We start from the raw sequence: 13202 nt of genomic DNA, 5'->3' as shown, positions 1-13202 counted from the left end.
GGTTGTCGCCTGAAATATGGCGCAGCATCAGTTCGCGGCAGGAACCGGACAGCTCATATCGCCCTCTTCACAGCTCAGATATTTCTGGAATTGTTCGTTGCGCTGCTTGGTCAGATCGGTTTTGCAAGAGGCAACGAGCATCGAATGGATGGTGCCTCCCGATGAATCTGCGGTCGTGAAATCACATTCAGCATCACGGAATGCAATCCAGGCGCGCTGGGCTTTGACAAACAGCTTCTTGCTGTCTGCATCATCGGCAAGACGCTTCTGGATTTCCTTGAAGCTGGTATTCAGCTTCTTGTCGGCAGCAGAAAAATCATCGCCTGCGCACTGGGTCATCGTGGCTTGGTCTTGCGCATTGGCGCATTTATTGGACGCCGCTGTCGCGGGCAATGAAAGAAAAAGCAAGGAAACACTCAGAGCGGCAATCCGTAGCATTCAAACTCTCCCAAGCGAAAAGACCATTTCAAAAAACTATAGTCTTTCTCGCTTCTAATGCATCCTAAACAGCTAATATAGGTTAACCGCCGAAAATCCGAGAAAATTTCGGCTGATATTGCTTATTTCTTATCGTCATTAGCAGCTCTTTGTTCGATCCAGTCACGTGCGGCCTGCCAGCTACCAAAAGCCTTACGCTGGTCATGGATCGCATAGGCGACCCAACGCTCCTCGGGGTTCTCGGCATCTTCGGGCATGATTGTGCCGATACGATTGCCATAGCTGTCCTGCACCGGATAAATCATCGAAGCTTCTCCCCGGAGATTTGTTTGTAATGGTCGTCTGCAACGACCTTTCTGTTCATTGTTTTTACACTCGATTGCCAGCGCCAAACCAGCAGTTATTATTGGTCCCACTATTCTGGGGTATGGCGGAGGAATAAACAATGCTCACTACACTTATAGAACTTCCCACCTATGCCATATTTTTATTTTTCATCGCATTTGCCATTATACTGTATAGCGTCGGCTATGGCGCATTACGATATCTGAGCAGGCACGCGAAGCACGATATCTTCTCCATACCCGCCCCAGCATTTCTCGGCACGATTGCGACGGCATGGGCGCTCTCCATGGGCTTTGTGGCTGCTGACGCTTGGTCGCTCAATTCTCGCGCCGATTTTTCCGTCAGCAAGGAACGTTCCGCCATTCATCGATTGCTCGACACGGCGAACCCCATCGTTCTCGACAACGCGGAACTGAAAACAGCGGTGTTGAACTATCGCACCATCGTCATCGACGACGAATGGGGACAGCAGAACAACACCGTTTCTACATTAGACGTCGACCACGCGATTCTGGGAATTCGCGCAATCGTCCAAAAGATTGCACTTTCTGGCCTGCCCGGCCCGATTGTCTCGCAGCTCGTCAACGATTTTGACGAGCTTCAGGATGCGCGCAATGAGCGGCTGGCCGTCGCCAGCTCATCGATTGACGAATCCAAGTGGTATCTCGTCCTGTTCCTGACTTTGCTGACAGCGATCACGATTGCTGCCGTTCATGCAGACCGTCCGCTCGCTGGAAAGCGCGCGCTGGTCCTTTATGTGCTGACTGGCACGATCAGCCTCTGGATCCTAGCGAACCACGCTAATCCTTATGTCGGCATGGGGGATCTCAAGCCGGACCTGCTCTTTTCAGCACAAAGGCATTCTCCAGCCCCAACGCAGCCCGCTGGATCGTGAATGATGGTTTCGAGCAGGCAATGCAGGAAATCGCCTGAACGCGCGCCTACGCCCGCTCTGATCCATTAATTTCGAAAAGAACATGAAAAGCAGCGTTGCTCTCCAATGCGTCACCGCGTCGGACCGATTCGCAGTCTCCACATAACAATTTGAAGACGGATGAGTTTTGCCAGATCGGAGCTGTTGAAACGCAACTGCGTCTTGCTTTGCTTCTAAAGCAAAACTTGATCTGCGGAATGTAAGTGATTGAGATTTTAGCGACTTCAGAAATTGAAGTGGCTCCCCGGGCCGGATTCGAACCAGCGACCAACCGGTTAACAGCCGGTTGCTCTACCACTGAGCTACCGGGGAACAGGTGCTCGTTGCGTCAGCGAGGTGGCGTATAGCAAAAGGATTTCAGGTTTGCAAAGGGCAAAATTGAATTTTTTCCAACTTTTTGCATCTGCCTCACGAAACCCTATATTCTCTGGGACATTCAGACGTAAAAAATATCTAGCAGCCGTGGAGAGACCTGGTCCAGTGAACGAAGAAACCAACCAAAAAGCACCTCGCAAGGTCATTTTGATTCTTGGTCGGCGAATCCCGATTCCTCAATCGGTGATGATGCGGCGCGTTTTGGGCGGCTCTCTGGTGGCTGGGGGCGCACTTGGCTTCTTGCCGGTGCTCGGCTTCTGGATGCTGCCGCTGGGATTGATTGTGCTTTCTCACGATTCTCATCGCGTTCGTCGCATTCGTCGACGCAGCGAAATCTACATCTGGCGGAAATGGGTTCGGCGTAACGCTTCGTCGAATGCAAATGGCGGTGCGGGAAGCTGACGTCTTTCTGCCTCGTTAACAACGTCCGGTAACAATCAGTATCAGCTCCATAAAAGCGATATGGCCCAGCGAGAAGCCGGGCCACTGCGAGTCCGTCCGTCAGTTGATGTTTCAGGACAGATTCTTCCGCCGCTGCGCATAACTACGCCGACGGACTTCACCCGGTGTCAGATGGCGGTATTTGCGCAGCGCGGTCGTCATGTGGCTCTGACTGGAAAAGCCCAGCGTGGCGGCAAGCTCGCTCAAGGATATATCGGTCTCGCGCAGGCACCGTTCGGCTTCGTCCAGCCGAAGCCGCATCAGATATTGATGCGGTGTGAGACCGAAGCTCGCACGAAAGCAGGTTGCAAAATGGCCCGCTGAAATACCGATCAATGACGCCATATCAGGTACGGACACCTGCTGGCGATAATGTTCCTTGAGATAGTTCTCGATCTGGCGACAGGCATAGTTACTGAGCCCGAACTGCTGCTTGTTGCTGCCCCGGGCGATTGATGCGTTGCGCACCAGCACACCCGTCAGCACTGTACGGAAAGCATCCATATAAGCGCCGCTCACATGCGGTGAGACTTGCAGCTCGCCCCACAAAATTTGCGCCAGTTGCAGGCATTGTCTGTTGGAAAAATGCAGTGGTGTCCAATTGTGAGACGCTTCTTCCCCCTCTTCTGCGGAGAAAAAGGAATCATCAAGCGTAACTGTCAGATGAGCCGTATTTTTGGGCCACACGACTGCGCAGCTCATATGAGCGGGAATGATGAACGTCATCCCTGCTGGACAGTTAATGATTTCCTCAGCCCCTTCGAACGGCTTCCATTTCAGCCCGCGCACCATTTCAAGAACGATGATGGCTATGGTTTCGAGTGACTGATACGTCCTCTCGCCGGTGTCTGAAAAACCATAATCTATATTTTGCTTTTCACCGCCACCCAGCGATGCCAGCTGCATTGAATTGATTACGGGCGATGGATCATAAGTCGATAAATTCATTGAATTATTCTTCATGACTATGCTCATATTATCCTCAATCATCAAACCGGAAAAAAGAATAAATATCGGGAGCGCCACGGGTTTAACTGAACGGACTCGAAACCTGTATTCCCCCTGCGTTTCAGAAAATCAAAACGGCCTTCCCTCAAAAACCGCGTGAATGCCGCAAATCAATCATTAGTTGTAATTGAAAGTTTATGCAACCGAATTATTGAAGCCTGACAGTTTATGCGCGATTGCTGATTTGGTTGTTGCACTCGTGGTTCGCAGGCCAGTGTTTTGACGCAATTTTTAGAAATCTGCGAGACGCCGCATTATTGCACGCCATTGCATTTTGCTGGCTCAGCAATCCCTTGTCGCGACGGATTCTCATATGAAAAGGCTACTTCCCGTTGACTTTAAGGGGATGCATTCTGTCGATAAGGACAGAATGCAAAGCTGTCCACAATGACAACCTTGCGTCACACCGCTGTAATAAATCCCCATTAAACAACGATCCACGATGTTGGGGCAGCGTATCGTAGCTGTTTCTCTACTCGAACCAATTTTGCCGCTTGTCGAGGTCTCACAAAGATGTTTCAATCTGAATTGCACGGCTGTGCAGAAAAAATAAAAACAGCCGGCGATCCTGGGGAGGAGACGCCTATGCCAGCTTTTCTGGAGGTGGCGAGCGCGCGCGTTCGTTACGGCAATAATGAGGTTCTCAAAGGGGTTGATCTGTCAGTCCGCAAGGGTGAGTTCGTCGCTCTGCTCGGATCGTCCGGTTGTGGAAAGACAACTTTGCTGCGTGCAATCGCAGGTTTCAATACACCCAGTAGCGGCGCAATCAAGGTCAATGGGACGGACGTAACCCGGTTGCCGCCAGACAAGCGCGGCATGGCGCTCGTGTTCCAGTCTTATGCATTATGGCCTCACATGACCGTTGCGCAAAATATCGGTTATGGCTTGCGCATTCGTGGCATTGCAAAAGACACGATCAAGCAAAAGGTGCTGGAAGTTGCCCGTCTGCTAGGCCTCGATGCGCTGCTGGAAAGAAAGCCCACGGCCCTGTCCGGCGGCCAACGCCAGCGCGTCGCGCTTGGCCGTGCCTTGGCCATCCAGCCGGATATCCTGCTTCTTGACGAGCCCCTCTCCAATCTCGACGCGCGTATTCGCCTGTCGGTGCGCCATGAAATCAGCGCGTTGCAACGCCGCTTGGGCATTACGGCTGTGCACGTCACCCATGATCGCGAAGAAGCCATGGTGATGGCCGACAGGATCGTCATTCTCAACAATGGCGAGATTGCCCAGGCCGGTGCGCCTGAAGAAGTCTATAATCACCCGGCGTCTGATTTTGTCGCCGCCTTCATGGGCGCGGAAAACCTGATCGAACTGCCGGTCTCCGTCAAAGCGGATAAGATTGAAATCGCGGCGGGCACACATAACAAGGCGAGCACCATTCCAGCCGGAAGGAGAAATCTTTCCGATGGCATTGCCTCCGCGCGTTTCCGCAGCGAAGCCGCGCAGCTCGCAAGTCCGGGTGCCGCCCCTAACCGCAATGGACCCGCGCTCGTTCTTGCAGGCACGGTAGAGCAGACCAGCTATCCCGGCGGCCTCTGGCGACACATGGTCCGTATTGGCGACCGCCACATCATGGTCGATGCGCAGGAAAGCCATCAACCGGGATCAGACGTCGAAATCCGCATACCGGAACAGGCGCTTTTTCTCTTCGACAAATAGCCTCGCAACCGCATTGCCGGGCAGCGTTTCGGCTCGGCCTTTGTCAGTACTGCGGGCATCAAACGGCCCGCAGCCTCCTAAAATTCCCGATGAAGCAACAGGGTGTTCAACATCCCAATCGCAATCCACAAAACCGGTCCATCCGGATTTAACAGGAGTTTTCCATGAGAACGGCCCTGAAAGCAGCAGTTGTACTCGGTCTTACCGTTGTCCCTGCATCTGCCGACGAACTGACGGTGCTTACCGCTGGCGACCAGAACATGGTCGATTACGTCAACCAGTATCTCGGACCTTTGTTCGAGAAGGAAAATCCGGGCACGACTGTGCGTGTTGTCGGCACGGGCCCGGGTGACGCCGGCTCGCAGAAGATTCTCGAGCGTTTCGAAGCCCAGTCCAAGGCTGGCGTCGAAAAGTGGGATACGGACGTTGCTGTTGTCCATGAAAAATTCGTCGGACCAATGGTCACCGGCAAATTCCTTGAAAATTATCGTGGCAAGATCGAAACCGGCAAACTGGTAACCCGCGACAATGCCAAGATGGCGCTCGGCACCAATGTTGATGGCTATGTCATGCCGATGTTCAACAGCCAGACCGCGCTTGCCTATAATCCGGCGCTCGTCGCTACCCCGCCGAAGAGCTACGACGAACTCGTCGCCTGGGCCAAGGAAAACCCGAAGCAGTTTGGCTATAACGGCATCAAGGGCGGCGCTTCGGGCGTCAGCTTCGTGATGGGCTGGATCTATGCCTATGGCGGCGATGCGAACAAGCTTCAGCAGGGACCATTCGAAGAAGGCGAAGCCAAGAACTGGGACAAGGCTTTCGCGTCTCTGAAGGAATTCACCAAGAATGCAACCCTGACGCCGGGCAATGCCGGAACACTCGACATGCTGAGCCGCGGCGAAATCGCAATGGGTCCGGTCTGGGTGGATATGTTCTATTCGTGGAAGGCCAATGGCCAGCTGCCTCCGGAGATGAAGCTTGTTCTGCCGGAGCCGGGCATGCCGGGCCAGCCGATGCACTATGTCATTCCGGAAAAGAGCGCGCATAAGGAACTGGCAGAGAAGTTCGTGGCGCTGGCAACCAGCCCCAAGGTTCAGGCTGAAGGCATCGTGAAGCGTTTCAACTGGTATCCGGGTATCGACGCCGACAACGTCAAGTCGGAACTTGATGCCGACACCTGGAACAAGCTTTTCACCGATATCACGGCTGACGATCTGGCCAAGTTCGGCAAGTCCTTCCCGATTGCTCCGTACAACACCGCCATTCTCGAAGCCTACGAACGTCAGGTTGGCAACTGATAACCGCATTGCCGGATGCGCCATCTCTGGCGCATCCGGTATTCCATCGTTTTCATGAGGTCTCGAATGTCGCCTAGACTGACGGGTTTGCTACTGGTTGCCCCTGCATTGGCGATCGTTGTGGTATTGTTTATCGTGCCGTTGTTCGGCGCCCTCACCGGTGCATTTTATGTTTCCGGAGAATGGGGCTTCGGCAATTTCACCAAGACATTCGAGCTTTATTCAAGCGACATTCTGTTCACGCTGCTGATCGTCGTGCTGTCTTCAGTACTGATCGCGCTGCTTTCCATCGCGATCGGTGGTTATCTGACGCTCGGTTCCAATCCGCGCGCGGTCGCCGTGCTGCGGTGGCTCTATCGCTGGCCTTTGTTTATTCCGTTTATCGTCGTTGGCCAGATATTGCGGACCTTTCTCGCCAAGAATGGTCTGATGAACAGCCTCCTGTTCGAAACCGGCATATTGACGCCTTTGCAGGCGATGAGCTTTCTCGACTGGCGTGGCATTACCATTGCATTTGTCTGGAAACAGACGCCCTTCGTCACCCTGCTTCTGGCAGGCGCCATGGCGTCGCTCGACAGGAGCACCATCGAATCCGCCCGCAATCTGGGTGCAGGACGCCTTCGCATCCTGATTGAGATCGTTTTGCCGCAAGTACGCCAGACGTTGCTCGTGGGCCTCATTCTGAGCTTCGTGACCATGATGTCGGTATTGTCGGTACCGCTGATGATCAACGCGCAATCGCCCACCATGATCACCGCCAATATGGCCTTCCGCATCAATGCCTATGGCGATTACGGGGTCGCCAACGCGCTCGGCACGATTTCGCTGCTGATGACCAGTCTGGTGGCGTGGATCTATCTACGCCAGACCATGAAGGAGCACGGCAAATGAGCACTGCCTTCGACTGGCGCTGGATTCCGCGCGGTATCATCCTCGGCCTTCTGGCCTTCGCAATCTTCGGCCCGTTGGCCAACCTCCTCTTGTGGGCTGTGGCGGAGCGCTGGTATTTCCCCCACACGCTTCCGCTGCAATACGGCTTTTCGTTCTGGGCCAATGTGTTTTCGCCACGCGGCAACGCGCTGTCTTCGCTTGGAACCAGCGTCCTCATCGCAATCCTGACCGTAATTGTCTCGCTTGGTCTGGCCATTCCGGCCGGTTATGCGCTGGCACGGCTGAAACTGCCGTTTCGTGGCCTGATCCTGCTGACGCTTCTGATCCCGCAGGCCTTTCCGAACCTGCCGGTCTATGTGAACATCGCGCAAATGTTCTATTCGTTTGGCCTCAACGGCACGATCATCGGCGTTGTACTGGTGCATGTCACGCATGGGCTCGTTTATGCGGTCTGGATTGCAACCGCTGCTTTCTCGGCCATCGACAGCGAACTTGAAGAGGCGGCGCGTTCCATGGGCGCATCTGCGCTGAAAACCTTCTTCGACATCACACTGCCAATTGCGGCACCGGGACTGCTGGCAAGCGCGATCTTCGTTTTCCTGGAATCGCTGGACGAGTTTACCGGCACCTATTTCGTGGGCGCGCCGGACATTTCCACCCTGCCGCTCTTGCTCTATACGGCAAGCTCCGGCGGCAATTATCAGATTGCATCGATCAGCGCGCTGATACTGCTTGTGCCGTCGATTGCATTCATGTTCGTTGTCGAGCGGTTCCTCCGCGCCGATGTTCTTTCGAAAGTGGGACGCTAGAAATGGCTCAGCAAGATCAGGATGCCAATGGTGGCCCACGCTTCATCAGCGCGCATGAAGTGGCGCAGGAGGCTGGCGTCTCGCGTTCCGCCGTTTCCCGCACTTTCACACCGGGCGCGAGCGTTTCAGCTGCCACCCGCGAGAAAGTTCTCAAAGCTGCGGACAAGCTTGGCTATCAGGTCAATGATCTTGCCCGTGGCCTTCTCGCCCATCGCAGCCGCATCGTCGGCATGATCGCCGCCGATCCCGACAGCCCTTTCCGCGCACGTCAGATCGCAACCCTTTCCAGACGCCTTGCAGCCCGCGGCAATGTGCCGGTGCTGATCCCAACCGGCCAGCACGGCGAAAACCTTTCTGCGGCCCACGAAGCGCTGCTGCGTTATCGGGCGGAAGCGACAGTGGTCCTGTCGGGCATGCCGTCCTCATCATTTGTCGAGCTGGCACAGCGAAACGGCCAGCCGCTCATTCTCGTCGGCAGAACAGAAGCCGGAGCAGACCACGTCCACGCCAATAACAAGCTTGCGGCGGAAACCGCCGTCGATGTTTTCGCGGCGCGCGGCTTCAAAAAACTCGGCCTGATTACGTCCAATGTCGGCAGTTACAGCCTTGTAGAACGCGAGCAAGCCTTTGTGGCAAAGGCAAACAATCTCGGTCTGCCGGTCGTCATCCAGCGTGGTGAACTGACCGATTATGACAGCGGGTTTGCCGCCGGTTCCCTGCTGCTTGGCGACAAGGACCGTGTCGAGGCCGTGTTGTGTGTCAATGATCTGATGGCGTTTGGCCTGATGGACTGCGCGCGCGATGTCTATAATCTCAGCATTCCCGATGATCTTTCGATCATCGGCTTCGACAATGTGGCCGAGGCGCGCTGGGGTGCGTATCGGCTGACGACATTTGATCAGAATGCGGAACGCCTCTCGGCGGAGATTGTTCGTCTGCTCGATGAACGGGAAAATGCACCCAACGAGCCGCCGCAGACGGTTGTGCTGGATATGCCGCTCATTTTGCGCAGCAGTGTGCGGCCACTGAAAACAGACAATACCAAGGGCGCAAAGGGTGCCTGACCACATGACATTTCATTCCGTCTGGCTGCGCCCGGCGCGGGGCGACCTGCAGTTCCTCGAAACGATAGTTCGCGATCTGGCACTTCGCTTCAACACCCCGGTTTTCGAACCGCATGCAACATTGATCCCGGATATGGAGCGTTCGGCTGAAGAGTTGCAGCCCTTGATCCTCAGCCTTGCAATGGGGCGCAAGCCGCTGGATGTCAGGATCGAAGGCATAGCGGCAACAGAATCCTATTTTCGTTCGTTCTATGCGGCGCTGGAGAAAACACCGTCGCTGATGGATTTTAAGCGCGATACAATCGGCATTTCGGGCCTGGACGATCTGGCGAGTTTCGTCCCACATGTGTCTCTCGCCTATGGCGTTCCGGATACACCCGAAAAGCACGACGAGATGAAACGGCTTTCGGAGGCACTGTCCGGTCGCAGCCTGCGTTTCGACCGTATGGTGATCGTCAGCTCTTCCAGCATGACGCCAATCGACCAGTGGATCGTCAAAAACGAGATTTATCTGGCGGGATAAGTCCAAGAAAAAGCCCGCCATTCAATGGCGGGCTTTTCAAGTTCAGCAGCACTGAATGAGATCAGAGCGGGCGTGGATGGTTGCGGTAAACATCCGCAATATCGGCCAGCACCTCGTCCGACAATTTCAGCTCATGGGCGGCAATATCAGTCTTCAGCTGTTCGACCGTCGTCGCCCCGATGATTACCGATGTCATGAACGGATGGGTCAGCGAGAAGGCAATGCCCATCTGCGCAATATCGAGGCCGTGTTTCTTCGCAACGTCGATATAGGCGCGAACGACCGGTTCCGAATGGGAATTGTCGCGCCACAGGCCACCGTCAGTCACTGCTGCGCGCGAACCCGCCGGAACATTGCCGCCGAGATATTTGCCCGTCAGCACGCCCGCGGCCAACGTCGAATAGGCGAGCAGGCCGACATCTTCCGCGAGCGACACTTCAGCCATGTCGAAATCGAACTGGCGCTGCAAAAGCCCATATTCGTTCTGGATCGACGCCATACGCGGCAGGCCTTCTTCTTCGGCCATACGCAGCCAGCGCATCGTTCCCCAGGCGGTTTCGTTGGAAAGACCGACGTGCCGGATCTTGCCTTCGCGAACCATATCGTCGAGGCCGAGCAAAGTGTCGTGCATGTGCTGCAATTCCGACTTCGCATCGTTTTTGCTGAAATCGAAATTCCAGCCCTGTCCAAAATGGTAATGCGAACGCATCGGCCAGTGAATCTGGTAAAGATCGATGTGATCGGTCTGGAGGCGCTTCAGGCTGTTCTCAACCGCTTCGCGCACGCTGCCGCGGCTTGGGCGCGCACCGCCGCGAATCCATTCCTGACGACCGCCGCCTGCAATCTTGCTGGCGAGAATGACCTTGTCGCGCTTGCCCGAAGCCTTGAACCAGTTCCCGATATAGGTCTCGGTCTTGCCGTAGCTTTCGGCGCTCATCGGAATGGCATAGCCTTCCGCCGTATCGATGAAGTTGATGCCCGCATCAACAGCAATATCCAGCTGCTCATGCGCATCAGCTTCGGTGTTCTGCACACCCAGGTCATGGTTCCGAGGCAAATTTCGGTGACAGAGAGGCCTGTACGGCCCAAGGACTTCTTTTTCACGAGGATTTTCCGGATCAATTGGCCCGCAGAAATGCGGAATAATGCGAGGAGTAAAGTGATAGCCCCGCTTCACCACTCCTGACAACCCTGTCACAAAATATTCAACGATTACAGGAAGCGCTCTGCCGAATATGGCATCGGATCGATATAGGTTTTCTCGCCCGTCATCATTTCCGCAATAAGCCGTCCGCTTGCAGGCCCCAGCGTCAACCCGTGATGGGCGTGACCAAAATCGAACCACAGTCCCTTGTGGCGCGGCGCCGGGCCGATCACTGGCCGCATGTCTGGCAGGCACGGGCGCAGACCGAGCCACGGTGTGCTATCCACCGGCTCGCCGAGCTGCGGTACCAGACGCCGTGCAATCTTTTCCGTCTTCCCGAGCTGTATGCGATTGGCCGCAGCCAAAGGTGATGCGAATTCGATACCGGTGGTCAGGCGCACGCCCTGCACCATCGGCGCCAATACGTAACCCGCTTCCTCGTCCACCACCGTATGGCCCAGCCGCGTGTTGTTCCGCATCGCGAAATGCAGGTGATGGCCACGTTTAATGCCAAGGGGTATAGGATAACCGAAGCGCCGGAAAATCGGTGCCGCTTGCGGTCCAAGCGCCACGACGACGTCACGGGTCTTGACCGGCCCTTCCTGCGTCGTAACCTGCCAGCTATCGCCGTTCTGGGTCAGCGTTGCAGCATCGCCATGCGCAAATTTGCCACCGCGCCGAAGAAACAAATCGGCATAAGCCTGCACAAGCCCAGCCGGATTGACGACGGTTTTCGGGTCGAGCCAATGAATACCGCCTGCGACTTCGCCCAATGCAGTTTCGCGTGCGCGCAAGGCGCCAGCATCCAGAATGTCATAGGAAAGATTGAAACGCTGCAAATTGGGTAAACGGCGCACTGCGGCATCGAAGGCGGGCTGGTTGCGGAAAACTTCCATCCAGCCCTGCTTGCGAATGAGTTTTTCGCAGCCCGCTTCGGCCACCAGAGCATCATGCTCATGCACGCTTGCTTCGACGAGCGGCAACATGGCTTGCGTGGCAATCTCCAGACGTTCAGGCGACGATTCCCGCCAGTAACGGAAAAGCCAGCGCGCCATGCGCGGAACATAAAGCGGAGAATAGCGAACATCGGTGCGCACGTTCGTGGCGTAGCGCAGCAGTTTGCCAAAGCCCTGTGGAAAGGAATAGGGAATAACGCTGGAGCGTTCGATGAGGCCCGCATTGCCAAAGCTCGTTCCCTGCCCCGGCTCACCCTTGTCGACCAGACAGACGGAGCGCCCGCGTGCCTGCAGATGAAGAGCGGCAGAAACGCCGACAATGCCGGCTCCTAGAACGATAACATCCTGATTTTGCATCGGTATTTCCGGCATTCAAATTGCAATACGCGCCGACCCTAAGCCGGCGCGTTTCTGCTCGTAGCAACACTTAAGCATTTCCAGCAAAAGTGCGAGCGGTTCCGACGATTCCGTTACAATAGGAACCGCTCTAGCTGCGTGTAGAGATCAATAAATGTCGAAGTCGAAATACTTCTTCACGATGGTAGCATAGGTACCGTCATCGCGAATTTTCTTGATCGCTGCATTGAGCTGTTCACGCAGATCGTTGTCTTCCTGACGGACGGCAATGCCAGCTGCGGTTTCGGTTCCCGGAATGTCGCCGAGCAGCTTGCAGCAATCAGCACCGTCAGCCTTGAGCCAATCAACGAGCGGGAACTTGTCCGACACAACCGCATCCAGACGACCGCTCTTGAGGTCGGCATTGGCTTCGTCGGCAGTCGGGTAAAGCTTGGCTTCGGCGCCGCCCTTGGCATAAACGTCTTCCGCATAGGTCGCCTGCGTCGTGGAACCCTGCGCGCCAAGCGTCTTGCCCTTCATGGCTTCAACGTCGACCGACTTGATCGGGCTATCCTTCGGAACAGCGACTGCGAGCGGCGTCGAATAATATTTGTCCGTAAACGCAACCTGCTTCTTGCGCTCTTCGGTGATGCTCATGGAAGCGAGAACCGCGTCGAACTTGTTTGCCTTCAGGCCGGGGATCATGCCGTCCCAGTCATTGGCGACGATGGTGCACTTGGCCTGCATGGCAGCGCAGAGCGCATTTCCAATCTCAACATCCAGCCCCTGAAGAGAGCCGTCAGCAGCGACGAAGTTGAAGGGCGGATATGCGCCTTCCGTGGCGATGCGGATTTCCTTCCATTCCTTCGCCTGTGCCGGAAGAACCGCGACGACAGTGGAAAGACCGGCAAAAAGGCCAGCGGCAAGGATAGATTTCAGCATGGTGGTTTCCCCTTAAATGCTTATTTTTGTTGACTGCTT

The 13202-nt window shown here is 55.4% G+C and carries 13 protein-coding genes, 1 tRNA gene and 1 pseudogene; 8 read left to right on the top strand and 7 right to left on the bottom strand.

All coding sequences use genetic code 11. From position 1 onward, the window contains the following. Positions 1-27: 27 nt before the first annotated feature. Both ACTJKP_RS18200 and ACTJKP_RS18195 read right to left on the bottom strand, forming a co-directional pair. Positions 28-438, bottom strand: coding sequence for a lysozyme inhibitor LprI family protein (locus ACTJKP_RS18200; RefSeq protein WP_440631674.1), 411 nt, complete (start codon positions 436-438; stop codon positions 28-30). A gap of 122 nt (positions 439-560) precedes the next feature. After that, positions 561-743: a hypothetical protein gene (locus tag ACTJKP_RS18195; protein ID WP_078336944.1), complete on the bottom strand. Its 183-nt coding sequence runs from the start codon at positions 741-743 to the stop codon at positions 561-563. 140 nt (positions 744-883) lie between these two features. Between ACTJKP_RS18195 and ACTJKP_RS18190 the strand changes: the two genes are divergently transcribed. After that, positions 884-1678, top strand: a complete 795-nt coding sequence (locus ACTJKP_RS18190) for a DUF4239 domain-containing protein (RefSeq protein WP_078336943.1) — start codon at positions 884-886, stop codon at positions 1676-1678. 276 nt (positions 1679-1954) lie between these two features. On the opposite strand, the gene ACTJKP_RS18185 is transcribed toward ACTJKP_RS18190, so the two are convergent. Next, positions 1955-2029: transfer RNA gene (locus ACTJKP_RS18185), tRNA-Asn, on the bottom strand. A 249-nt stretch (positions 2030-2278) separates the two neighbouring features. Between ACTJKP_RS18185 and ACTJKP_RS18180 the strand changes: the two genes are divergently transcribed. After that, a complete protein-coding gene (locus ACTJKP_RS18180) occupies positions 2279-2494 on the top strand; it encodes a hypothetical protein (RefSeq protein WP_280993289.1) in 216 nt (71 codons plus the stop codon). Between the two features lie 111 nt (positions 2495-2605). Here the strand turns inward: ACTJKP_RS18180 and ACTJKP_RS18175 are convergent, their stop codons facing one another. Further along, positions 2606-3496, bottom strand: coding sequence for a helix-turn-helix domain-containing protein (locus ACTJKP_RS18175; RefSeq protein WP_440631673.1), 891 nt, complete (start codon positions 3494-3496; stop codon positions 2606-2608). Positions 3497-4126: 630 nt separating this feature from the next. On the opposite strand from ACTJKP_RS18175, the gene ACTJKP_RS18170 reads away from it, so the two are divergent. The 6 genes from ACTJKP_RS18170 to ACTJKP_RS18145 all read left to right on the top strand — a co-directional run bounded on the left by ACTJKP_RS18170 (position 4127) and on the right by ACTJKP_RS18145 (position 9785). After that, on the top strand, positions 4127-5200 hold the full coding sequence (locus ACTJKP_RS18170; protein WP_440631672.1) for an ABC transporter ATP-binding protein: 1074 nt from the start codon (positions 4127-4129) through the stop codon (positions 5198-5200). Between the two features lie 164 nt (positions 5201-5364). After that, positions 5365-6498 (top strand): ABC transporter substrate-binding protein, encoded by a 1134-nt coding sequence (locus tag ACTJKP_RS18165; protein WP_440631671.1) that lies wholly within the window; start codon positions 5365-5367, stop codon positions 6496-6498. A gap of 66 nt (positions 6499-6564) precedes the next feature. After that, entirely contained in the window at positions 6565-7389 is an 825-nt protein-coding gene (locus ACTJKP_RS18160; RefSeq protein ID WP_078336939.1) for an ABC transporter permease, read from the top strand. Next, positions 7386-8198 carry an ABC transporter permease gene (locus tag ACTJKP_RS18155; protein WP_440631670.1) on the top strand — a complete coding sequence of 271 codons (813 nt, stop codon included), beginning with the start codon at positions 7386-7388 and terminating at the stop codon, positions 8196-8198. The genes ACTJKP_RS18160 and ACTJKP_RS18155 overlap by 4 nt, the downstream gene beginning before the upstream one ends. Positions 8199-8200: 2 nt before the next feature. Then, positions 8201-9262, top strand: a complete 1062-nt coding sequence (locus tag ACTJKP_RS18150; RefSeq protein ID WP_440631669.1) for a LacI family DNA-binding transcriptional regulator — start codon at positions 8201-8203, stop codon at positions 9260-9262. 4 nt (positions 9263-9266) lie between these two features. Further along, positions 9267-9785, top strand: coding sequence for a 2'-5' RNA ligase family protein (locus ACTJKP_RS18145; protein ID WP_440631668.1), 519 nt, complete (start codon positions 9267-9269; stop codon positions 9783-9785). Positions 9786-9846: 61 nt separating this feature from the next. Here ACTJKP_RS18145 and ACTJKP_RS18140 read toward each other — a convergent pair. The 3 genes and pseudogenes from ACTJKP_RS18140 to ACTJKP_RS18130 form a co-directional block, all read right to left on the bottom strand. Further along, a pseudogene (locus tag ACTJKP_RS18140) lies at positions 9847-10889 on the bottom strand (aldo/keto reductase). Positions 10890-10997: 108 nt separating this feature from the next. Continuing rightward, positions 10998-12248 carry an NAD(P)/FAD-dependent oxidoreductase gene (locus tag ACTJKP_RS18135; RefSeq protein WP_440631697.1) on the bottom strand — a complete coding sequence of 417 codons (1251 nt, stop codon included), beginning with the start codon at positions 12246-12248 and terminating at the stop codon, positions 10998-11000. Between the two features lie 141 nt (positions 12249-12389). Further along, positions 12390-13151 (bottom strand): ABC transporter substrate-binding protein, encoded by a 762-nt coding sequence (locus tag ACTJKP_RS18130; RefSeq protein WP_374843064.1) that lies wholly within the window; start codon positions 13149-13151, stop codon positions 12390-12392. Positions 13152-13202 lie beyond the last annotated feature (51 nt).

Origin of the sequence: Brucella sp. 22210, assembly GCF_052045675.1 — a bacterium.
Classification (GTDB): Bacteria; Pseudomonadota; Alphaproteobacteria; order Rhizobiales; family Rhizobiaceae; genus Brucella.
The sequence above is the reverse complement of the archived record's forward strand: the minus strand, read 5'-3'. Positions and strand labels throughout refer to the sequence as shown.